A 22994-nucleotide genomic window follows, 5' to 3' on the forward strand; every position below is an offset into this window, starting at 1 on the left:
GCAGCCGCGCTATAAACGGCGCACGGCGCAAGATTTGAAGGACCGTCGTCGACCGGAGTGAGAACCATGACTGAGCGCCTGTCCGGCAAACGCATCTTCCTGACGGGCGCGGCGCAAGGCATCGGGCTGGCCATTGCCGAGGCCTGCCTTGCCGAGGGAGCAAAGCTGTTCCTGGTCGACCAGGACGGCGCGCTGCTGGACAAGACCGTCGCCGGCCTTGCCGCACCGCAAGGCCATGTCGGGCATGTTGCGGCCGACATCAGCGACGGCGCCGCGATTGCCGCTGCCGTCGGACGGGCAGCCGACGAAATCGGCCCGATCAACGCGCTGATCAACAATGCCGGAATGAATGTGTTCTCGACGCCGCTCGACACCAGCGAGGAGGAGTGGAACCGCAATTTCGACGTCAACGTCAAGGGTGCCTGGAACTGCAGCAAGGCGGTGTTGCCGGGCATGATCGCAAGCGGCGGCGGGGCCATCCTCAACATCGCCTCGACGCACAGCTTCACCATCATTCCGCACACATTCCCCTATCCAGTCGCCAAGCACGCGCTGCTCGGCCTGACCAAGTCGCTGGCGCTCGAATATGCGGGGCAGGGCGTTCGCGTGAATGCGCTGGCGCCCGGCTATGTCGAGACGCAGAAGGCCATCGACTATTGGAACAGCTTTGCCGATCCGGCCGAGGCGCGCGCCAAGACGATGGCGCTGCACCCCGGCGGCCGCATCGCCTCGACGCGCGAGATCGCCTTGGCCGCGGTATTCATGATTTCCGACGAGAGCCCGTTCATGAACGCGGCCTGTCTCGTTGTCGATGGTGGGCTCAGCCAATTGCAGCACCCTGCTTGATTGCGGTCGAGGAACACCATGGCCTCACGATCTCGCAAAATCGCTCCCTCCCAGGGCCGCAATTGGTAAGGTCCACTGAGGGCGCGTCGATCGACGGACATCTCATCCAAACCGGCTGGTCGGCGTGCCTCGAACGCCCGTCCGCACCGCGAACAATCCGCCTTCGTGCGGGTTTGCCTGCAAGTATCCAACAGTCATGGTAAATCGCGCCGACGTGACGAAGAGAGTATCGAGGTTCTCGCCACCAAATGCGCAACTCGTCGGCCAGCTGCAGGGAAGTTCCACGACCTTGTCGAGAACGCCATCGGGAGAAATGCGGACGAGGCAGCCGCCGCCCGCAACGCGACAATTCCAGACATAGCCCTCCGCATCCATGCACGACCCATCCGGCAGACCGCGCGGAAAACCCGAGAAGAAAAGGCGCCTGTCGGTTATTCGCGATCGCACTCTATCCCAGCGATAGCGGAAGATCTGGTTCTTCGTCGTGTCCGCCGTGACGAAGGTATCATCCGCCGCCCAGACCATCGTGTTGGTGATACCGAAACGATCGGCGCTGAGCGCCTCCACGATGCCGGTCGTGTCGACACGATAGATCCGCCCCGCATCTCGCGAAATATCGCGCGGAAGATCGTCCGGGCCGATGTTGTTTTCCATGGTCCCGACCCAGAATGAGCCGTCTGGGGCGACCACGCCCTCATTCAACCGTGTGTCCGGGCTATCCGGTTCGATCTTCGCGATCGTCCTGAAAGTTTCCCCGAAATCCCACAGGGCTACGTCCTTTCGCAGCCCTACGATTGCGCCGCCGTCGTTGCGGAGGCCGATCGAGGTTGCCAGGTCCGGTGCTTGCCAGCTCTGGTGATCGAGAGTGTCCGGATCGAGCTGGTGGATACGCCGCCCGATGATATCCACCCAGATCAGTGTCTTCCTGTTTTCGTCCCAGATCAGGCTCTCCCCGACGACATCCCTGGCATCGAACACGAGAATTGCCTGCATCTCTCCGCGATCCATTCGTTCCCTCGTTTGTGCTGTCGACTTCACTTGACAGACAAAATTCCACAAAGATATATGCATTTCAAGAAAACATGTCATACAGGTTTGGGGCAAATGGTGAGCGATCGCAGCATGACACCAGAGGAGACCAATCCCGGCCTGGTAAGCGCCGCCATTCAGGCCATCACTCAACACATTCGCGTCGAGGGACTCGGCCCTGGTGACCTTTTGCCCAGTGAAGCCGACATGACCCGCAAGCTCAGCGTCTCGCGGACTGTGGTGCGGGAGGCGTTTCGATCGCTGTCTGCGATGCGTCTGATCGATATGAGCGCCGGTCGGCGCGCCAGCGTCGCCAAGCTCGACATTGGTGCCATGTCGATGGTGATCGAGCACGGCGTCACCACCGAACAGATCAGCGTCCACCAGGTTTATGATGTGCGCCGCACCATCGAAATGCGCACCGTAGCGCTCGCCGCACTGCGGCGGAGCGAAGCCGAGGCGACTGAGATACAAGAATACGCGCGACTGATGCGCGAGAACTGTCGTGCGCCCGAGATCGTCATGGAGCACGACATCGCATTCCATGAGGCGATCGCGCGAGCCTCCCACAATCCGGTGTTCTCGTTGATCATCAACGCCTTCAGCGGTGTCACGCGACGCACCTGGGTGATCGGCTGGCGCACGCGCGCCACCGAGGAAGAGCAGATCAAGATGATCGAGGGTCACGGAGACATTGCTCGGGCAATCATCGCGGGGAATCCGCAGCTTGCCGCCGAACATATGGCCGCGCATTTCGACAAAAGCGTCAAGGCGCTGATCGATGCGGGGATCGCATGAAAATCCGCTCGATCGAGACCATTCGCATCGAAGAGCGGCCCAATCTGCTCTGGGTCGAGGTGCATACCGACGAAGGCATCACCGGCCTTGGCGAAACCTTCTTCATGGCGCGCACGGTCGCGGAATACCTGCACGAATATGTTGCGCCACGCGTAATCGGCCGCGATCCTCTGCAGATCGATCTGCTTTCCGCGGATCTGGTTGGCTATCTCGGTTTCCGCTCAAGCGGCGCCGAGGTTCGCGGCAATTCCGCTTTCGATATCGCGCTCTGGGATATTTTCGGCAAGGCGACAAACCAGCCGATTGCGCAGCTTCTTGGAGGCTTTTCGCGACAGTCGATCCGTACCTACAACACCTGCGCCGGCACCGAATATATCAAGGACGGCAAGGGACAGACCACCGCGAACTATGGTCTCGGCGCAAGGCAGGGTTATGACGATCTGAACGGGTTTCTTCATCGCGCCGACGAATTGGCGGCGGAACTCCTTGAAGACGGTATCACGGCCATGAAGATCTGGCCCTTCGACCATGCCGCCGAGAAAAGCAGGGGGCAGGATATTGCCGCCGCCGACCTCAAGGCCGCGTTGCAGCCTTTCGAGAAGATCCGCAGGGCCGTCGGCGACAGCATCGACATCATGGTCGAGTTCCATTCGATGTGGCAGCTCCTGCCCGCGATCAAGATCGCCAAGGCGCTCGGACCCTATGGCACATACTGGCACGAGGATCCGATCCGCATGGACAGCCTCGCCGATCTCAAGCGCTATGAGGCCGCGAGCCCGGCGCCGATCTCGGCGTCGGAAACTCTCGGCAGTCGCTGGGCATTCCGGGATCTGCTGGAGACTGGTGCCGCAGGCATCGTGATGCTGGACATTTCCTGGTGCGGCGGACTTTCGGAAGCACGCAAGATCGCCGCGATGGCGGAGGCCTGGCATTTGCCAGTCGCCCCGCACGACTGCACTGGGCCAGTGGTTCTGGCGGCGTCCACGCATTTGTCCCTCAACGCGCCCAACGCACTCGTACAGGAGAGTGTGAGGGCATTCTACCGGACCTGGTACCGGGACCTTGTGACCGCGCTGCCGGAAGTCAAGCACGGCATGATCACCGTGCCTCCCGGTCCGGGCCTCGGGCTGGAACTCAATCCCGACCTCGGTCGGGCCTACACCGTCCATCGCCGCGTCTCCGACAAGGCGGACATCTGAAGAACACTCAACGGGAGGAATAGTAATGAAACGACTGACTGCAACGCTTTTGCTCGCTACGACGCTGTTCGCCGGGCCTTCCATCGCCAGCGCCGACGGGCTCAACATCGTCTTTACGCACCATTCGTCGGCCTCGAACACCTTCTGGCAGGCGGTGAAGAAGGGCTTTGACGATGCCTGCGGCAAGGTCGAGGCCAAGTGCAACATGATTTTCACGCAGACCGAAGGTTCGGTCGAACAGCAACTCGCCAACATGCGCGCAGCACTGGCCGCCAAGCCGGATGCCTTGCTGACCTCGATCGTCGACAACAAGGCGTTCGACGACGTCATCAAGGAAGCGCGGGACGCCGGCGTATTGGTGATTGCAGTCAATGTCGATGACACCGAAGGCGCCAAGGGCAATGCCCGGCAGGCCTTCATCGGGCAAGGTTTCGTGCCGGCGGGCTATTCGCTCGGCAAGGCGATTTCCGAGAGCTTCCCGAAAGAAGGGCCAATCAAGGTTCTGGTCGGCATTTCCGCACCAGGCCAGAACTGGTCGGAAAGTCGCGGCGCAGGCGTGATGAAGTTCCTTGAAGAGTACAAGGCCGCCCATCCCGACCGCCAGGTCTCATGGGAGCGGATCGACAGCGGAACAGACCTTGCGGTCACATCCGATCGTGTCGGCGCCTATCTCAACGCGCATCCCGACACCACCGCCTATTTCGACACCGGCTTCTGGTGCGCGGGCGTTGCGCGGTCCCTGCAGGATCGCGGTGTCGCGCCCGGCAAGGTCCTCCTTGGCGGCTTCGATCTGGTGCCGGAAGTTCTGCAGCAGATGCAGAAGGGCTATGTGCAGGCCTTGGTGGACCAGGAGCCCTACATGCAGGGCTTCATGCCAGTGATGGAAGCCTACCTGAACAAGAAGGTGGGTCTGGCACCCTCCGATATCGATACGGGCCAGGGCATCGTACGCCCGGACCAGGCCGACGCGATCATGACGCTTTCCGCGCAAGGTCTGCGTTAGGCCTGCACGCGCCATGTGTTCATCCGGCGGCGCTCGCGCCGCCGGGTGGCCCCTCGCCTCGAATTCCTGGAGCCTGCCTTGAAACGCCTCTTCAAGACCTATCTGGAAAAGCCGGAATTGGCGGGACTGATCCTGCTGGTGCTTCTGGTGGTGATTTTCGAGATCCGCTCGGATGGCGTGTTCCTGAACCAGGACAACCTTCGTGGCATACTCGGCATTCTGCCGGAAACGGGCCTCGTCGCCATTGGAGTCACGATCTTGATGATCAGCGGCGAGTTCGACCTTTCGGTTGGATCGGTGTTTGCGCTGATGCCGATGTCCATGGCCGTCCTCATGGTCGAGGGGGTCCCTTTCCCTCTTGCCTTGCTGGCCGGCCTGGTCGTCTGCGCGGTGATCGGATTCATCAACGGCTATGTCACGATCTGGTTCGAGATACCAAGCTTCATCACCACGCTCGGCATGCTGTTCATCGCCCGGTCGCTGACGATCGTCGTCTCGGGCGGGTTTCCGCCCCTGCTTCCCGTCGATCTGCCGAACTGGCTGTTCACCTCGTTTGTCGGTCCCGGCCACATGTTCCGCATGTCGTTCCTGTGGTTTGTCGGAATTGCCGTGCTGTCGTCGCTGATGCTTTCCCGGACCAATTTCGGCAACTGGATAAAGGCCACCGGCGGCTTCCATCCCGCTGCCGCCTCGATGGGCATTCCGACCGCCAGGGTGAAACTCGCATGCTTCATGCTTTGCTCGATGCTGTCCGGTTTCGCCGGCATGTTGCAAGTGCTGAGACTAGGCTCCCCTTTGCCATCCATCGGCGAGGGTCTGGAACTCCAGGCAGTCGCCTCGGCTGTCATCGGCGGTGTTTCGCTCGCGGGCGGCATCGGTACGGTCGCAGGCGGTATAATCGGCACGATCCTCATCCGCATCATCGACAACGGGCTTGTGCTCTCCAACGTTGACGCAAACTGGTTCAAATTTGCGATCGGCTTCCTGACTATCTTCGCCGTCGTCGCCAACGCCTGGATGCGCAAGCGCGCCAAGGCGATCAAGATGGAGGGCTGAGGCATGGACGACGCAATCATCTCCGTCCGCAATCTTCACAAATGGTACTCCGGCGTCCATGCGCTGAAGGGCGTGAGCCTCGACTTCAAGCGGGGCGAGGCACTCGGGCTGATTGGTGACAATGGTGCCGGCAAGTCGACGCTCATCAACATTCTGTCTGGCGTCCATACAGCCGATGAGGGCGAGATACTGGTCGACGGCAAGCCGGTGCGGATCGCCAGGCCGCGCGATGCGATGAACCTCGGTATCGAGACCATCTACCAATACAATTCCATGGTTCCCACCATGTCGATTGCCAGGAACCTGTTTATCGGCCGGGAACCCACGCTGTTTTCCGTATTCGGCGTGGGCATCCTCGATCAGAAGAAGATGGGCAGCGAAAGCATCAAGGCGATCGCCAATGTCGATCTGCATCTGCGCTCGCCCGATGCGCTGGTCGGTGAACTCTCAGGAGGCCAGCGGCAGGGCGTCGCCATCGCGCGCGCCATGCACTTCAAGTCGAAGGTGATGATTCTCGACGAGCCCACCAACCATCTGTCGGTCAAGGAGACGCAGAAGGTGATAGGCTTTGTTCGTGGCCTGAAGGAGCAGGGTGTCACCGGCGTTTTCATCAGCCACAACATGCACCACGTTTTTGACTGTTGTGATCGTGTGGTCGCGATGGCGCGCGGCGAGGTCGTGCTCGATAAGCGCATCGAGGAAACCTCCATCGACGAAGTCCACAACGTGCTTTGAGAAGCGGGGAATGGTGATGACGGACCTTTCCGGCAAAGTTGCACTCCTGACGGGCGGTCTGGGTTCGCTCGGCCGTGCGCAGGCTGCCGCGCTTGCTCGCGCCGGCGTTCGCGTGCTTTTGCTTGACCGCCCTGAGAATGTCGAAGGCCCCAGGATCGCAGCTGAATTGGCGGCGGCAGACAAGGGTGCGGTCGTCTATATCGGTTGCGACTTGAACCAGTTGGCCGAAGCCGAAGCGGCGGTCAAGGCGCTCGCCGACGAAGAGGGCGCGATCGATATTTTGATCAACAACGCGGCGCTTATCATCAACCGTCCGTTCGAGGAATTTTCGCTCGCCGAATATGAGGACCAGATCCGCGTGAATTCCTCGGCTGCCTTCGCGCTGGCGCGCGCCTGCGCTCCTGGAATGAAGAAGAAGGGCCACGGGAGGATTGTCAATTTTTGCTCGGTGACGCTGAACGGCCGCTGGGAGGGTTACGTGCCTTACGTCGCGTCGAAGGGCGCCATGCTGGGTCTCACGAAGTCGCTGGCGCGGGAACTGGGCCCGCACGGCATCACCGTAAACGCGGTGTCGCCGGGTGCCGTCGTTTCCGAGGCGGAAGTGCGCGTTTTCGGAGAACGGCTCAAGGAATACAACGACTGGATTCTGACCAACCAGAGCTTGAAGCGTCGCATCGAGCCGCGGCATGTCGCCGATCTCGTGCTGTTCCTTGTCTCCCCAGCGTCGGACATGATCAGCGGCCAGAACATCAGCGTCGATGGTGGCTGGTAGCCGTGGCGCTCGCAGACAGTGATGCGGTCGAACTTGCCGACGGGCGCGCAAGCCTGGTGGTGAGCCCTCGCGAGGGCGCCGCCATCCTGCGCTACGACGCACTGCGCCCCGGCCGGGCGCCCACGCCGCTCATCAAGCCCTCGACGGGCCTGCTGAAGTTCGGGTCTCAACTGCTGATTCCGTGGTCGAACCGTATTTCCGGCGGAGGCTTCGAGTTCGAAGGACGCTTCCATGCGCTCGAACCCAATGTCGAAGGCGAGCCGTTCCCGCTCCATGGCGACGGTTTTCAAAGACCGTGGCGGCTGACACGGCGAACCAGCACTGAAATGGAGCTGGTTTTGGAAGACGGGGCAATCGGGCCCTATCGTTACCATGCAAGCGTCCGCTACGCGCTGGAGGATGGCGCGCTGGCCGCGGTCCTGACGGTCGAGAACCGGGCCACTATCCGCCTGCCCTACGGGCTGGGCTTCCATCCGTGGTTTCCGCGCAGCCCGCGCACCTTGCTCCAGGCATCGGCGAGAAGGGTCTGGCTGGAGGACGAACGCCACCTGCCGACGGCGGTGGTGTCGCTCACCTCCCGCCCGGACTGGGATTTTTCGCAAGCTGCGCGCCTTCCCGACACCTGGGTCAACAACGCCTTCGAAGGCTGGGACGGCCGCGCCTCGATCGCCCAGCCGGATGACGCCATCATGGTCATGGTCGATACAGTGTCGACGCTGGACGTCTTCGTGCTCTATTCGCCCGCGCGAGATGCCGATTTCTTCTGTTTCGAACCCGTTTCGCACACGGTGGACGCCCATCACACCGGTGGCCTGGCCACACTCGAGCCGGGTGGGTCGATCACCGCGCATATGCGTATTGGTTGGAGTGATCTGTAGCATCGGTCGGCAAGCGCGATGCGCCAGGATCGGATTTGTGGTGTCGAGCAGCGATCCAGGATCGCAGGGGCAGGTTCTGCAGGATCTGTCAGTGCTAGATAATTTCTGGGGCTCTAAGCGCCCCAGACGACTGCCTGCTCATGGCGCTTGATGAGATGCTTGAGATTGTCGAAGCTCTGGCGGATGTGCCGGGCGAAAGCATCCACGGCCGGCGCACGCGGCGTATCGGCTAGCCTGAGCAGACCGAGTGCCCGCTCAGGATGCGGAATGGCCACCGGAAGCGCGGTAATCGACTTCTCCTTGCGAAATGCGAAGACGACGCTGTGTGGAAGCACGGTCAGCGCGTCGGTTTCCTTCATGTAGTTGATGGCGCTGGTCAGCGATCCCCCGGAATAGCGGATCTTGATCTCCGTGGCGCCAAGTGACAGCAGCAGGCTGCGCAGGTCCTCCAGCAGCGGGCTGCCGGGCGGTGGCGCGATCCAGGGATAATCGAGCAGGTCGCCGGTCTTCAGCTTGCGACGCAGCAGCAGCGGATGCGTTGCGCGGCAGGCAACGACATTGCGGCCGGGCAGGATCTCGCGGAATTCCATGCCCGACCCTTCTTCCAGGATGTCGATCGGACACACGGCAAGATCGATGCGGTCGGCATTGATCGCGGCGCGCAAATCCGAGAGATAGCCGTAGCTCTGGTCGACGCGTACATCCGGATAGGCGTTCTGGAAGTCGGCGATCATGCCGGAGATCAGCGCGTCCATGAAGAACGGCGTGCCACCGACCCGCACCACGCCGGAGCGGCCCTGGCTGAAATTGGCCACGATGTCGGAGGCTTTGCGCGATGCCGCCAGCATCACTTGGCCATGATCGGCCAGTGCCCGGCCAAGCGGCGTCGGCTGCAACGGTCGGCGGCCTCTGAGGAACAGCGGTTCACCCAGCCGCTTCTCCAGCATCGACAGCGTGCGCGACACCGCTGGCTGCGACAGGCCGATCAGGGCCGCCCCCTCGGTGACGCCGCCGGCCTGCACCACGGCCGCCAGCTGGATCAAATGTCTTTCGTCGAGCCTCATAACGATATGATATATTAAACCAGGCAGAAATCATCAATTTCGTGTCCGGCCTGCGGTATTGTTCCTCCGTGAGATGAAACCGGGGAGGAACATGTCACAGACCGGCATACCGTCGTTCAACGAGGCCAACTCTGCGGAGATGGTCGCCCAGCGCCTGTCGAAGGCCAAGGCCGGGCCATTGCCGCGCTTCCTGGCAACCGTCGTCGACCATCTCCATCAGATCGTCAAAGAGACCCGCCCCACGGCTTCGGACTGGCGCCAGGCGATCGCCTTCCTCACTGAAATCGGCCACGCCAGCGACGACAAGAGGCAGGAATGGGTGCTGCTGTCGGATCTGCTCGGCGTCACCGCGCTGGTCGAGGACATCAATTCCCGCCGCCCGAATGGCGCCACGCCCAACACGGGGCGCGGTCCGTTCTATCGCGCCGATGCGCCAAGGCTGCCGCTCGGCGCCAACATTTCGCTCGATGGTGTCGGCGCGCCGCTCACCGTGTCGGGGCGGGTCATCGATCTGGATGGCATGCCGATACCAGGCGCGACGGTCGAAACCTGGCAAGCCAATGCGCAAGGATTCTACGAAAACCAGCAGCCCGACCTGCAGCCGGAATTCAACCTGCGCGGCGTCTTCATCACCGACAGAGACGGCCGTTTCCACTACCGCACGGTCAAGCCGACCGGCTACGGTGTGCCGGATGACGGCCCGGTCGGGCAGATGCTTGGCCGGCTAAATTATCCGCTCAGCCGTCCGGCGCACCTGCATTTTCTCATCCGCGCCGACAATTTCGAGACGCTGACCACGCAAGTGTTCGAGCGTGGCGACCCGCGTCTCGGCGAAGATGCGTTGTTCGGTGTCAAACCGGAACTGGTCGGCGACATCAAACACGTCGGCGACGGCTGGTCGCTCGACTTCAGCTTCGTCATGGCGATGGCACGCAAGGGGAACTGGGCTGCATGACGAGGCAATTCACCTACTCCGGCAGCCCGGCCCATATCGTCTTTGGCAACGGTGCGTCATCCGAGGTCGGCACATGGGTCGAGAAGCTCGGCTGCAAGCGTGCGCTGGTGCTGTCGACGCCGCACCAATCGGCCGATGGCGAGGCGCTGGCGAAGCGGCTTGGATCCCTGGCGGCAGGGGTCTTCTCGGGTGCGGCCATGCATACGCCGGTCGAGGTGACCGAGGCTGCATTGGCCATGGCGCATGACGTCGATGTCGACTGCGTCGTCGCACTCGGTGGCGGCTCGACCACGGGCCTCGGCAAGGCGATCGCGTATCGCACCGACCTGCCGCAGATCGTCATCCCGACGACCTATGCCGGCTCCGAGGTGACGCCAATCCTCGGCCAGACCGAGAACGGCGTGAAGACCACCGTGCGTGATGCAAAAATCCTGCCGGAAGTGGTGATCTACGACCCGGAACTGACCGTCGGTCTGCCAGTGGCGATGAGCGTCACCTCCGGCCTCAATGCCATGGCGCATGCCGCCGAGGCGCTCTACGCGCAGGATCGCAACCCGGTTTCGACGCTGATGGCGACCGAAGGGCTGCGCGCGCTGAAGGCGGCACTCCCGGTGCTGGTGCGGGAGCCGAGGAATCTCGTCGCACGCGGTGATGCGCTCTACGGCGCCTGGCTGTGCGGCACCGTGCTCGGCACGGTCGGTATGGCGCTGCACCACAAGATCTGCCACACGCTGGGCGGTTCGTTCGACATGCCGCATGCCGAAACCCATGCTGTGATGCTGCCGCACACGATCGGCTTCAATGCCGTCGCCGTGCCCGAATTGCTCGAGCCGGTCGCCGACATTCTTGGTAACGGCGCCGGTAGCGGTCTGTACGATTTCGCCAAGTCCGTCGGGGCGCCACTCACATTGCAGGAGCTCGGCCTCAAGCAGGCCGATCTCGATCGCGCCGCCGAGATTGCCACCAAAAATCCATACTGGAATCCGCGGCCCTTCGACCGCGCCGCAATCCGCGCCCTGTTGCAGGACGCGTGGGAGGGAAGACGCCCGCAGGACTGAAGACGAACAAAGCTGAAGGCAACAAAGGGAGGAACAGTAATGATCACCAGACGCGAATTCATCAGGAATACCGCCGCGACCGGCATGCTTGCCGGCACATCCGGTTTAGCGATGCCGGCGATCGCGCAGAATGCGCCGATCAAGCTCGGCTATGTCAGCCCGCAGTCCGGCCCGCTGGCGGCCTTCGCCGAGGCCGACAAATTCATCATCGACGGCTTCCTGGCGGCCACCAAGGCGGCTGGCCTCAACTACGAGGTCGTGGTCAAGGACAGCCAGTCGAACCCCAACCGCGCGGCGGAAGTCGCCAAGGAGCTGATCGTCAACGACAAGGTCAATCTGATGCTTGTCGCGTCGACGCCGGAGACCACCAACCCGGTCGCCACCACCTGCGAAGCCGAAGAAGTGCCGTGCCTGTCGACCGTGGCTCCATGGCAGCCCTGGTTCATCGGCCAGCAAGGCAATCCCGGCGACCCAGCCTCTTGGAAGCCGTTCAACTACGCCTATCATTTCTTCTGGGGGCTGGAGGACGTCATTGCCGTCTTCACCAACATGTGGGCGCAGGTCGAGACCAACAAGAAGGTCGGCGGCCTCTTTCCCAATGACGGCGACGGCAACGCGTGGGGCGACGGCACGGTCGGCTTCCCGCCGGTGCTGGCCAAGGGCGGCTACGGGCTGACCGACACCGGCCGCTACCAAAACCTGACCGACGATTTCTCGGCGCAGATCAGCGCCTTCAAGGGCGCATCGTGCGAGATCATCACCGGCGTGATGATCCCGCCCGACTTCACCACCTTCTGGAACCAGGCCAAACAACAGGGCTTCACGCCCAAGGTGGCGTCGATGGGCAAGGCGCTGTTGTTCCCGCAATCGGTCGAGGCGCTCGGCAAATCCGGCCACAATCTGTCGTCGGAAGTCTGGTGGACGCCGAACCATCCGTTCAAGTCGTCGCTGACCGGCGAAAGCTCGGCGCAGGTGGCCGCGGGGTTCACCAAAGCCACCGGCCGCCAGTGGACGCAGCCGATCGGCTTTGTCCATGCCTTGTTCGAGATCGCCGCAGATGTCATGAAGCGGGCGGGCGAGGCTGGCGACGGCGACAAGGTGGCGGCGGCGATCGCCGCGACCAGGCTCGACACATTGGTCGGACCGATCGCCTGGGACGGCGCCAAGCTGCCGCCCTTTGCCGCCAGGAACATTGCCAAGACGCCGCTGGTCGGCGGCCAATGGCGGCTGAAGGACAGCGGCGGCTACGATCTCGTCATCACCGACAACAAGACCGCGCCAAACATCCCGACCGGCGGCAAGATGGAAGCGATCGGATGAGTGGGACGGTAGAAACAGCGTCCTTCTCCCCGTTCACGGGGAGAAGATGCCGGCAGGCAGATGAGGGGCGGAGCCAGCCCAGCAGAAGTCCGCGCTGCCCCTCATCCGGTCCTTCGGGCCACCTTCTCCCCGTGAACGGGGAGAAGGAAGTGCGGGCTTTCTAACCATGCCCATCCTCGCGCTCTCCAACGTCTCGAAACGCTTCGGTGCCCTGACGGTCGCCGATGCGGTTTCGTTCGAGTTGCGGCAAGGCGAGGCACTCGGCATCATCGGTCCGAACGGCGCCGGCAAATCGACGCTGTTCAACCTGATCACCGGCAACATCGCCGCGGACGCCGGCACCATCGTCTTCGGTGGTCGAGACGTGACAAAACTGCCGCCGATGCAACGCTGCCTTGCCGGCGTCGGCCGCTCCTTCCAGATCCCGCAGCCATTCGAGAAGCTGACCGTGTTCGAAAACCTCCTGGTCGCCGGCGCCTTCGGGGCGAGAAAGACCGAAGCCGAGGTTGGCGACCGCTGCGCCGAGATCCTGGTCGAGACCGGGCTGATCGGCCGCGCCAACCATCCGGCCGGCGGCCTGAGCCTGCTGCAGCGCAAGCGGCTGGAGCTTGCCCGCGCACTGGCGACCGAGCCCCGGCTGCTGTTGCTGGATGAGATCGCCGGCGGCCTGACGGAAGACGAATGCGGCATGCTGGTCGACACCATCCGCACCATTCACGGAGCCGGCATGTCGATCATCTGGATCGAGCATGTGCTGCATGCGCTGAACTCGGTCGTCGAGCGGCTGCTGGTGCTCAATTTCGGCAAGATCATCGGCATGGGCACGCCCGATGCCGTCATGGCGTCGCGCGAGGTCCGCGAAATCTATCTCGGGATCGAAGTCTGATGGCCTTGCTCGAGACCAAGGGGCTGACTGCCCGTTATGGCGACTTCCAGGCGCTGTTCGGCGTCGACATCGCGCTGGACCCAGGCGAGACCATCGCCATCATTGGCGCCAACGGTGCCGGCAAGACGACGCTGATGCGCTCGATTGCGGGCATTCTCACCAACCAGCCGAAAGCAGTGCTGTTCGACGGCGAGGAAATCGGCGCGCTGCCTGCCCCCGACATCGTCGCGCGCGGCATTGCCATGGTGCCGGAGGGGCGAAAGCTGTTTCCTTCGCTCAGCGTCGAAGAGAACCTTCTCATTGGCCGCTATGGCCGCGCCGTTGCCGGGCATTGGACCCTCGAAACGGTCTACGAGCTGTTCCCGATCCTCAGGGAAAGACGCGCCAATCCGGGCACGGCGCTGTCCGGCGGCCAGCAGCAGATGGTCGCGATCGGCCGCGCGCTGATGTCCAACCCGCGCGTACTTTTGTGCGACGAGATCAGTCTTGGCCTGGCACCGCTCGTCATCAGGGATATCTACGCCGCCTTTCCGCGCATTCGCGACGCGGGCGCTTCCATCGTCGTGGTCGAGCAGGACATCGGCCAGGCGCTGAAAGTTTCTGATCGCGTCTACTGCATGATGGAAGGCCGCATCACGCTTTCCGGTGCGCCGGCTGCGCTGACGCGTGAAAAAATCCACGCCGCCTATTTCGGGGTGGCCTGACATGGCCTGGCTCGACACCATCATCCAGGGCATTCTGCTCGGCGGTCTCTACGCCCTGTTCGCGGCGGGCCTCAGCCTCGTCTTCGGCATCATGCGGCTGGTCAATCTGGCGCATGGCGACCTCATCGTGCTCGCTGCCTTCCTGATTCTGGTGCTGGTCTCGGCCCTCGGTCTCAATCCGTTCCTTGCGGCCCTGTTGGCGATGCCGCTGATGTTCGCCATCGGTTGGGCGTTGCAGTTCTTCCTGCTCAACCGCACGCTCGGCACCGACATCCTGCCGCCGCTGCTGGTTACCTTCGGCCTCTCGATCGTCATCCAGAATGGCCTGCTGCAAGGCTTTGCCGCCGACAGCCGCCGCATCTCGGTTGGCGGACTGGAATCCGTGTCCGTGGCGCTTGGCCCGATCAATGTCGGCGTCATGCCGCTGCTGACACTCGCCTCGGCCATCGCCGTGATCGTCGGCCTCAACCAGCTCTTCTACCGCACATCGCTCGGCCGCGCCTTTCGCGCCACCTCCGACGATCCGGTCACCGCCGGGCTGATGGGCATCCAGCCGAAACGAATCTTCGCCACCGCCACCGGCATCGCCATGGTGGTGGTGACGATTGCAGCACTCTATCTCGGCACGCGCGCCAATTTCGATCCGACTATCGGACCGGCGCGGCTGATCTATGCCTTCGAGGCGGTCATCATCGGAGGCCTGGGCTCGCTCTGGGGAACGCTATTCGGCGGCATCGTCATCGGCATCGCGCAGACTTTTGGCGCCGCGATCAACCCGGAATGGCAAATCCTGGCCGGGCATCTGGCCTTCTTGGTCGTGCTCCTTGTCAGGCCGCGCGGGCTCTTTCCAAGAGCGGTGGATTGAGCGCCATGACCGACCTCACACTCACACGCTGGAAGGTTGAAACCCGGACGAAAGCATCGACTGCTTTCGCCATCGTCGCCGCACTCATCATCCTGCTCGCCTTGGCCGCACCGCTGTTCCTCTCGCGCAGCGTGCTGCAGGATCTGTTCTTCATCCTCACCATGCTGGTGCTGGCGCAGAACTGGAACCTGCTTGCCGGCTATGCCGGGTTGGTCTCGGTCGGCCAGCAAGCCTTTGTCGGCTTTGGCGCCTACGCCATGTTTGCCCTGGTGATCCTCGGCGGGGTCGACCCACTGGCCGCGATCCTGCTTGCCGGCATCGCCAGCGCCCTGCTCGCGATCCCGACCGCCTTCTTCCTGTTTCGCCTGCAGGGCGCCTATTTCGCCATCGGCAGCTGGGTTATCGCCGAAGTGGTTCGCCTGGCGTTGGCGCAATGGAAGATGCTGGGCGGCGGCACCGGCACGTCGCTGCCGCGCGAGGCGACCCGCGATATGCCGGCGCTGAAGCTCATCGGCGAGCTGTTCGGCGTCAAATCCTCGGGTGCCGGCGACATCCTGACCTACTGGCTGGCGCTGCTCCTGGCCATCGCCACCATCGGCCTCGTCTACCGCCTGCTGCGCTCCAAGCAGGGACTGGGGCTCGCCGCCGTGCGCGACAACCAGGAAGCAGCACGCTCGGTCGGCGTCGACGCGCGCCGCATGAAGACACTGGTCTATCTGGCCGCGGCCTTCGGCACCGGGCTCTGCGGCGCGCTGATCTATGTCCAGAAAGCCCGCATCTCGCCGGACGCTGCCTTCTCCGTCATCGACTGGACTGCCTATGTCATCTTCATCGTCGTCATTGGCGGCATCGGCACCATCGAAGGGCCGATCGTCGGCGTTATCGTCTTCTACATCCTGCAGAACCTGCTGGCCGACTACGGCTCCTGGTATCTTCTGATCCTCGGGTTGATCGGCATCGTCATCATGCTGTTTGCGCCGCGCGGCCTGTGGGGCCTGTTTGCCGAGCGCACCGGCATCCAGCTTTTTCCGGTTCGCCGCCGGTTGACCGGCGGACCTGTACCAGTAGCCAAAAAGGGAGGGCCGCATGGCTGACATTTCTACCGACGTGCTGACCATCGGCACCGGGCCTGCGGGCTCGGCGACGGCAGCGCTGCTTTCGACCTATGGGGTCGAGAACATGGTCATCAACCGCTATCGCTGGCTGGCCGCGACGCCGCGCGCGCACATCACCAACCAGCGCACCATGGAAGTGCTGCGCGACCTCGGCAAGGATGTCGAGGCGGAAGCCTACATGCACGCCACCGAGCAGGATCTGATGGGCGAGAACGTGTTCTGCACATCGCTCGCCGGCGAGGAGATCGGCCGCATGCGCAGCTGGGGCAAGCACCCGCTCAGCCGCGCCGAGCATCTGTTGTCCTCGCCCTCGCACATGAACGACCTGCCGCAGACCTTCATGGAACCGCTGCTGTTCAAGACCGCCTGTTCGCGCGGCACGCAGTCACGCATGTCGATGGAGTATCTGTCGCATGTCCAGGACGCCGACGGCGTCACCACAACCTGCCGCGACCGCTTGACCGGCAAGGACATCACCATCCGCTCGAAATACCTGGTCGGCGCCGATGGCGGCAATTCGCTGGTCGCCGAACATGCCGGCCTGCCCTTCGAAGGCAAGATGGGTGTCGGCGGCTCGATGAACATTCTCTTCAAGGCGGATCTGTCGAAATACGTCGCCCACCGCCCCTCGGTGCTCTACTGGGTCGTGCAGCCGGGCGCCGATGTCGGCGGCATCGGCATGGGCCTGGTGCGCATGATCCGGCCGTGGAACGAGTGGCTGATCGTCTGGGGTTACGACATCAATCAGCCGGCGCCCAAGGTCGACGACGCCTTCGCCAGGAAGGTGGCGCGCGACCTCGTCGGCGATCCGGAACTCGAGATCGAGATCCAGTCGGTGTCGACCTGGACCGTCAACAATATGTATGCCACGCAGACTTCCAACGGTCGCGTCTTTTGCATGGGTGATGCCATCCACCGCCACCCGCCGTCGAACGGGCTCGGCTCCAACACCTCGATCCAGGACGGCTTCAACCTCGCCTGGAAGCTCGCCCACGTCATCAAGGGCAAGGCCGGCCCGAAACTGCTCGACAGCTATTCGCAGGAGCGCGCGCCGGTCGCCAAACAGATCGTCTCGCGCGCCAACAAGTCGATCGAGGAATTCGGTCCGATCTTCAAGGCGCTCGGCCTGCTCGATTCCATCGACCCGGTGAAGATGCAGTCCAACATGGATGCGCGCTGCGACGACACGCCGGCGGCCGAAGCACAGCGCGCCAGGATCCGCGAGACCATCGCTTCAAAAGTCTATGAGTTCGACGCGCATGGCGTCGAGATGAACCAGCGCTACAAGTCGAACGCCATCGTCACCGACGGCCAGAAGGAGCCGGCCTTCGAGAAGGATGCCGAACTGCACTACCAGCCGACGTCCTGGCCAGGCGCCCGGCTGCCGCATGTCTGGGTTCACCCCGACAAGGGCGACAAGGCTTCCACGCTGGACCTGACCGGCCACGGCAAGTTCACCGTTTTGACCGGCATTGGCGGTCAGGGCTGGCTCGACGCGGCCAGGACGGTCGGCAAGGAACTGGGCATCGACATCACTGGCCATCTCATAGGCCCGCGCCAGCCCTGGCAGGACTTTTCCGGCGACTGGGCGCGTGCCCGTGAAGTGCGTGACAGTGGCATTCTTCTGGTGCGCCCGGACCAGCATGTCGGCTGGCGCAAGGATGCGATCAGCAGCGACCCGGCAGCCGACTTGCGCCGGGCTCTGACGGCAATTCTGGACAGGTGAGGGCGGATATGGAAGCGCACGAGAAAGGCTTCTTCACCGAAGAGAATTCGGTCGAGGTCGTCACCGGCCGCAACAAGAACGCGAAGAGCGAACGGCTGAAGACGGTGATGGAGGTCATCACACGGAAGCTGCACGAGGCGGTCAAGGAGATCGAGCCGACGCAGGATGAATGGTTCGACGCCATCCAGTTCCTGACCAGGACCGGGCAGCTGTGCACAGACTGGCGGCAGGAGTTCATCCTGCTCTCCGACGTTCTCGGCGTCTCGATGCTGGTCGACGCCATCAACAACCGCAAACCGTCTGGGGCTTCGGAATCGACGGTGCTCGGGCCCTTCCATCTCGCCGACGCGCCGGAACTGCCGATGGGTGCCAACATCTGCCTCGACCACAAGGGCGAGGACATGTTCATCCATGGCCGCATCCTTGATACCGAAGGCAAGCCGATCGCCAACGCCGTGCTCGATGTCTGGCAGGCCAATGACGAAGGTTTCTACGATGTGCAGCAGAAGGGCATCCAGCCCGACTTCAATTTGCGCGGCGTCTTCCGCACCGGCGCCGAGGGCCGCTACTGGTTCAGGGCGGTGAAGCCGAAATTCTATCCGATCCCAGACGACGGCACCGTGGGCAAGCTGCTCCACGCGCTCGGCCGCCATCCCTTTCGGCCCGCGCATCTGCACTACATCCTCAAGGCCGACGGCTTCGAGACCCTGACCACCCACATCTTCGACCCCGACGACCCCTACATCAATTCGGACGCGGTGTTCGGCGTGAAGGAGAGTCTGTTGGCGCAGTTCAAGCGCATCGACGATCCGGCACGCGCCAAGAGCCTCGAATTCGCCAATCCTTTCTGGGACGTTGAGCACGATTTCGTGTTGGCGGCAGAAGGAGCCTAGACGGGGCACTTTCGCACAGCTTGACGGTCAGGTTCTCTGCCGCCTCACTTGCTACAGAGGCGTGGATTTTCGGGGGCAGCACCGAACTCCGACCCGTCCCGGGCGCCTCGGCCTCATCCATTCGCCGCGCGCTTTTTCGGGATGGCACCAGCCCATGGCCTGGTCGGTGCGTGAGCTGGCGAAGGCGGGACGCGAGGATAAGGATGCCTGGACTCGACGGTGTGGCTTGCGCAGTAAAGCTGGCAGAGGGTTTGCCGGAGATTGGCCTAAAGACTTCCAAGTTGCGCGGCTATGCCAGGCCTTGTCGAAGGGATATGAACTTCGGCGGTCATGGTCGAGCTGCAGAACATCCAGTTCTCGAATCGGAAATCGCTCCTTGACCACGCAGCTCTACATAATTCTGACCGCGCAAGCGTTGTGATACTTGATGGTCCGGCCGTAGGGTGGCGAGATCGTCGGCTCCATGGTGGCTACCCGGGAGATCGTTGGCTGGTTGAAGCTCGGCCGGTATTTCCGTCCGCATGGTACGAGGAGGCGACACGTTGAGTCACGAGCGCATTGGGTGTGACGGACTACGCAGCAAGATAACGAGCGCGGAACACGCGGCCTCGTTTATCGATTCCGGCACCACCGTCGGAATGAGCGGGTTCACGGGGTCCGGCTATCCCAAAGCCGTTCCGCTCGCGCTTGCCGCGCGGATCAAGGCCGAGCATGCGGCCGGAAACCCGTTTCGCATTCGTGTGTGGACCGGCGCCTCGACCGGGCCGGAACTCGATGGTGCCCTTGCCAAGGCGGACGGCATAGAATTCCGCCTCCCCTACAATTCCGATCCGGTCGCCCGCGAGATGATCAACCGCGGCGAAATGGAGTATTTCGACATGCATCTGAGCCAGGTCGCGCCGATGGCGTGGCAAGGCTTTCTCGGGTCGCTCGATACGGCAGTGATCGAAGTCGCCGGGATCAGGCCCGATGGCTCGCTTGTTCCGTCCTCCTCGGTCGGCAACAACAAGACTTGGCTCGACCGCGCGCGGCAGGTGATCCTGGAGGTCAACAATTGGCAGAATGCCGCCCTCGAAGGCATGCACGACATTTACTACGGCACCGCATTGCCGCCCCACCGCCTCCCCATCCCACTCGTTCGCCCCGACCAGCGCATCGGCGAGCCTTACTTCCGCTGCGATCCTGAAAAGATCGTCGCTATCGTCGAGACCCACGCGCCGGACCGCAACCTTCCTTTCGCGCCGCCGGACGAGGCGGCTCGGTCCATCGCCGGGCATCTCCTGGAGTTCTTCCGTCATGAGGTGGCGAAGGGAAGACTTCCCGCATCCCTGCTTCCGATTCAGTCGGGTGTCGGCAACATTGCCAATGCCGTGCTTGGCGGTCTCGTCGATGCGGCGTTTGAGGACATGACCGCCTATACCGAGGTGATCCAGGACGGCATGCTGGACCTGCTCGAGTCCGGCAAGCTTCGCATGGCTTCCGCCACGGCGTTTTCGCTGAGCCCCGAAGCCGCGGCACGGCTCAATGCCGACATGGCGCGCTTCCGCGACAAGATGATCCTTCGGCCCCAGGAAATCAGCAATCATCCGGAACTGATCCGGCGTCTGGGCTGCATCGCGATGAACGGTTTGATCGAGGCCGACATCTACGGCAACGTCAATTCCACGCACATCATGGGGTCGCGGATCCAGAACGGCATCGGCGGGTCGGGAGATTTCGCGCGCAACGCCTATGTTTCCGTCTTCATGACTCCCTCGACGGCCAAGGGTGGCAAGATTTCCGCAATCGTGCCGCAAGCGAGCCACGTGGATCACATCACCCAGGATGTGCAGGTGATCGTGACCGAACAGGGCCTCGCCGACCTGCGCGGTCTCTCGCCCAAGCAGCGCGCCGAGGTCATCATCGCCAATTGCGCGCATCCTGACTACAGGCCGGCATTGTCCGACTATTATCGGCGGGCCAGGGAGCATTCCTACGGTCAACAATCACCGTCGCTGCCCGGTGAAGCGCTTTCCTGGCACCAGCGGTTCATCGAAACGGGAACCATGTTGGCTTGAAACCGCAACATGGCGGGTCGGCAACAATGGTCCCATCATTGACAACCGGCAGCCAAGCGTGGCCGATGCCTCGGCCTGCGATCTGCCGCTGATCGTGGTAGAGCTTTCGCCGAGACCCTGTTAGAGTTCCCGACACGACAGGTCGGCATCGCGTCGTACCTGCCAAGGATCTTCTCCCAGCAAAGCGGCGAAATGTTCAGGAGCGGGTAGTTGCCTGGGCTGGGGCAGAACCAGAAGGGACCGGGGGCACGAACATGGCTGAACGGAATTACACCCGTCAGCTGGCGACAATCATTTCTATCGACGCCGTCGGATTCTCGCGGCTGATGGGTCTTGACGATGAATCGGCTGTCGCCGCATTCGAGGAACGGCGCGACATCATCGCCGACAGCTGCAGCACTTTTGGCGGCCGCACCTTCGGTGATGCCGGCGACAGCATCATGGCCGAATTCGGCAGTCCGATCGAGGCGCTGCGCGCGGCGTTCGATTTTCAGGACCGCATTGTCGCGCTCAATTCATCGGTCGCCGAAGCCATGCGCATGCCCTTTCGCGTCGGCATCAACACCGGTGACGTCATCGTTCGGGACGGCCGGCTCTACGGTGACGACGTCAACATCGCCGCCAGGATCCAGGAATTCGCGCCGCACGGTGGTCTCGCCGTGTCGGAAACAACCTGGCACCACGTGAAGGACCAGACGGCGGCCGAATTCACCGATCTTGGCGAATTCATGCTCAAGAACATCGCGCTGCCGGTGCGCGTTTTGATCGCGGGGCGCATTGGCAGCGGGTTGTCATCCGCGCCGTTGGTCGCGGCCGTGCCGCCCGTCAATGGTCAGCAGAAGCTGTCGTCCAAAGGTCCGCCCGCGATCGCCGTGCTGCCGTTCCAGGGCGATGGAGGCGAGCGCGACGTCGGTTATATGGCCGACGGCATAGCCGAAGACATCATCTACGGCCTTTCCAACAGCAAATGGCTCTCGGTGATCGCCAAGAGCTCCAGCTTCCAGTTTCGCGATGACACTTTGGGAACGCGGGTAATCGGCAACGCCCTTGGTGCGCGCTACATCGTCAGCGGCACGCTGATGCGCAATGGCGGTCAGATCCGTCTGAGCACCTCGCTTGCCGACGTCTCAAACGGGCGATTGGTGTGGTCGCAGCGCTTCGATCGCAACCTGGTCGACATCTTCAGTCTGCGCGACCAGATCGGCGCGGAGATCGTCTCGATCCTCGACAAGGAGGTCGACCGCGCCGAACAGGCACGGACCTTCCAGGTGCCGTGGGAAAGCCTGGAAACATGGCAATTGGTGCGGCGCGGACGCTGGCATATGAACCGGCGTACGCGCGGCGACACGGAAATCGCGCTGGAGTTCTTCGAAAAGGCCTACCGGGAAGACCCGAATTCGAGCGCGGTGCTGAATGAACTGGCATGGTGGTATTTCTGGCGGGCCTGGCTGCGGTTCGGCGACAGCGACGATCTGGACAAGGTCCAGCAATATGCGCGCAAGGCCTTGCTGATGGACAGCCTGGATGCCCGCCCGCACGCTCATCTCGGCGTCACCGACATCATGAGGGGACAGCCCGGATCGGCGGTCGATCATCTCGAGGAAGCGCTCCACATCAATCCCAGCTTCGCCTTTGCGCGCTCGGCGATGGGCAGTGCGCGCCTGCTGCTCGGCGATGCGGCCGGCGCCATACCGTTCTTTATCGACACGGAGCGGCTGAGCCCCTTCGACCTCTACCGGTTCCACAATCTGGGGGAATTGGCCGCGGCTTACAGTTTCGTCGAGGATTGGCCATCCGCGATCTCCACGGCGAACCGATCGCTCGATCTGTCGCCCGGCTATTTCTATGCCCGGGTCCTGAAGATCGGCGCCTTGGCGAGAAGCGGGCGCAAGGAAGAGGCCAAGCGGGAGCTGGCCATATTCACGACGAGACATCCGGATTTTTCGGAGCAAAGGGTGCGCTGGATACCGTTCGCGGACAAGGCGGCAAACGAATTTCTCTTGGCCAATTTCGAACTGGCCAAATAATGTGCCGC

Annotated in this window: 21 protein-coding genes; 19 read left to right on the forward strand and 2 right to left on the reverse strand. The window is 62.7% G+C overall.

The features are described from left to right. The first annotated feature begins 66 nt into the window (after positions 1-66). Positions 67-846: an SDR family oxidoreductase gene (locus NR193_RS22845; protein ID WP_256753014.1), complete on the forward strand. Its 780-nt coding sequence runs from the start codon at positions 67-69 to the stop codon at positions 844-846. A 102-nt stretch (positions 847-948) separates the two neighbouring features. Here the strand turns inward: NR193_RS22845 and NR193_RS22850 are convergent, their stop codons facing one another. Next, positions 949-1854 (reverse strand): SMP-30/gluconolactonase/LRE family protein, encoded by a 906-nt coding sequence (locus tag NR193_RS22850; RefSeq protein ID WP_256753015.1) that lies wholly within the window; start codon positions 1852-1854, stop codon positions 949-951. Between the two features lie 96 nt (positions 1855-1950). Here NR193_RS22850 and NR193_RS22855 point away from each other — a divergent pair, with 96 nt between their 5' ends. The 7 genes from NR193_RS22855 (at position 1951) to NR193_RS22885 (ending at position 8316) form a co-directional block, all read left to right on the forward strand. Then, positions 1951-2673, forward strand: a complete 723-nt coding sequence (locus NR193_RS22855) for a FadR/GntR family transcriptional regulator (RefSeq protein WP_256753016.1) — start codon at positions 1951-1953, stop codon at positions 2671-2673. Further along, the gene (locus NR193_RS22860; RefSeq protein ID WP_256753017.1) at positions 2670-3872 is read left to right on the forward strand and encodes a mandelate racemase/muconate lactonizing enzyme family protein; all 1203 of its coding nucleotides are present in this window, start codon (positions 2670-2672) and stop codon (positions 3870-3872) included. The genes NR193_RS22855 and NR193_RS22860 overlap by 4 nt, the downstream gene beginning before the upstream one ends. Positions 3873-3897: 25 nt before the next feature. After that, the gene (locus NR193_RS22865) at positions 3898-4875 is read left to right on the forward strand and encodes a sugar ABC transporter substrate-binding protein (protein WP_256753018.1); all 978 of its coding nucleotides are present in this window, start codon (positions 3898-3900) and stop codon (positions 4873-4875) included. 78 nt (positions 4876-4953) lie between these two features. Continuing rightward, positions 4954-5931, forward strand: coding sequence for an ABC transporter permease (locus NR193_RS22870; protein ID WP_256753019.1), 978 nt, complete (start codon positions 4954-4956; stop codon positions 5929-5931). Positions 5932-5934: 3 nt separating this feature from the next. Beyond that, on the forward strand, positions 5935-6666 hold the full coding sequence (locus NR193_RS22875) for an ATP-binding cassette domain-containing protein (RefSeq protein ID WP_256753020.1): 732 nt from the start codon (positions 5935-5937) through the stop codon (positions 6664-6666). Between the two features lie 16 nt (positions 6667-6682). Continuing rightward, positions 6683-7438, forward strand: coding sequence for an SDR family oxidoreductase (locus NR193_RS22880; RefSeq protein ID WP_256753021.1), 756 nt, complete (start codon positions 6683-6685; stop codon positions 7436-7438). A gap of 2 nt (positions 7439-7440) precedes the next feature. After that, on the forward strand, positions 7441-8316 hold the full coding sequence (locus tag NR193_RS22885; protein ID WP_256753022.1) for an aldose 1-epimerase: 876 nt from the start codon (positions 7441-7443) through the stop codon (positions 8314-8316). Between the two features lie 113 nt (positions 8317-8429). Here NR193_RS22885 and NR193_RS22890 read toward each other — a convergent pair whose 3' ends face one another. After that, positions 8430-9380, reverse strand: coding sequence for a LysR family transcriptional regulator (locus NR193_RS22890; protein WP_256753023.1), 951 nt, complete (start codon positions 9378-9380; stop codon positions 8430-8432). A gap of 91 nt (positions 9381-9471) precedes the next feature. Here NR193_RS22890 and NR193_RS22895 point away from each other — a divergent pair, with 91 nt between their 5' ends. The 11 genes from NR193_RS22895 to NR193_RS22950 all read left to right on the forward strand — a co-directional run bounded on the left by NR193_RS22895 (position 9472) and on the right by NR193_RS22950 (position 22986). Beyond that, on the forward strand, positions 9472-10335 hold the full coding sequence (locus NR193_RS22895) for a dioxygenase (protein WP_256753024.1): 864 nt from the start codon (positions 9472-9474) through the stop codon (positions 10333-10335). Beyond that, entirely contained in the window at positions 10332-11393 is a 1062-nt protein-coding gene (locus NR193_RS22900; protein WP_256753025.1) for a maleylacetate reductase, read from the forward strand. The genes NR193_RS22895 and NR193_RS22900 overlap by 4 nt, the downstream gene beginning before the upstream one ends. Positions 11394-11432: 39 nt before the next feature. Beyond that, positions 11433-12713: an ABC transporter substrate-binding protein gene (locus NR193_RS22905; RefSeq protein WP_256753026.1), complete on the forward strand. Its 1281-nt coding sequence runs from the start codon at positions 11433-11435 to the stop codon at positions 12711-12713. A gap of 166 nt (positions 12714-12879) precedes the next feature. After that, positions 12880-13599 carry an ABC transporter ATP-binding protein gene (locus tag NR193_RS22910; protein WP_256753027.1) on the forward strand — a complete coding sequence of 240 codons (720 nt, stop codon included), beginning with the start codon at positions 12880-12882 and terminating at the stop codon, positions 13597-13599. Continuing rightward, entirely contained in the window at positions 13599-14303 is a 705-nt protein-coding gene (locus NR193_RS22915) for an ABC transporter ATP-binding protein (RefSeq protein ID WP_256753028.1), read from the forward strand. Before NR193_RS22910 ends, NR193_RS22915 begins: the two co-directional genes overlap by 1 nt. Position 14304: 1 nt before the next feature. Then, complete coding sequence (locus tag NR193_RS22920; protein WP_256753029.1) at positions 14305-15168, forward strand: branched-chain amino acid ABC transporter permease; 864 nt, start codon at positions 14305-14307, stop codon at positions 15166-15168. 5 nt (positions 15169-15173) lie between these two features. Beyond that, positions 15174-16262 carry a branched-chain amino acid ABC transporter permease gene (locus NR193_RS22925; protein ID WP_256753030.1) on the forward strand — a complete coding sequence of 363 codons (1089 nt, stop codon included), beginning with the start codon at positions 15174-15176 and terminating at the stop codon, positions 16260-16262. Continuing rightward, positions 16255-18009, forward strand: coding sequence for an FAD-dependent monooxygenase (locus tag NR193_RS22930; RefSeq protein WP_256753031.1), 1755 nt, complete (start codon positions 16255-16257; stop codon positions 18007-18009). Before NR193_RS22925 ends, NR193_RS22930 begins: the two co-directional genes overlap by 8 nt. Before the next feature lie 8 nt (positions 18010-18017). Beyond that, complete coding sequence (locus NR193_RS22935; RefSeq protein WP_256753032.1) at positions 18018-18902, forward strand: intradiol ring-cleavage dioxygenase; 885 nt, start codon at positions 18018-18020, stop codon at positions 18900-18902. A gap of 521 nt (positions 18903-19423) precedes the next feature. Next, entirely contained in the window at positions 19424-20959 is a 1536-nt protein-coding gene (locus tag NR193_RS22945; RefSeq protein ID WP_256753033.1) for an acetyl-CoA hydrolase/transferase family protein, read from the forward strand. A gap of 254 nt (positions 20960-21213) precedes the next feature. Then, a complete protein-coding gene (locus tag NR193_RS22950; RefSeq protein ID WP_256753034.1) occupies positions 21214-22986 on the forward strand; it encodes an adenylate/guanylate cyclase domain-containing protein in 1773 nt (590 codons plus the stop codon). The last annotated feature ends 8 nt before the right edge of the window (positions 22987-22994 follow it).

It is taken from the genome of Mesorhizobium sp. Mes31 (assembly GCF_024519675.1).
Classification (GTDB): Bacteria; Pseudomonadota; Alphaproteobacteria; order Rhizobiales; family Rhizobiaceae; genus Mesorhizobium.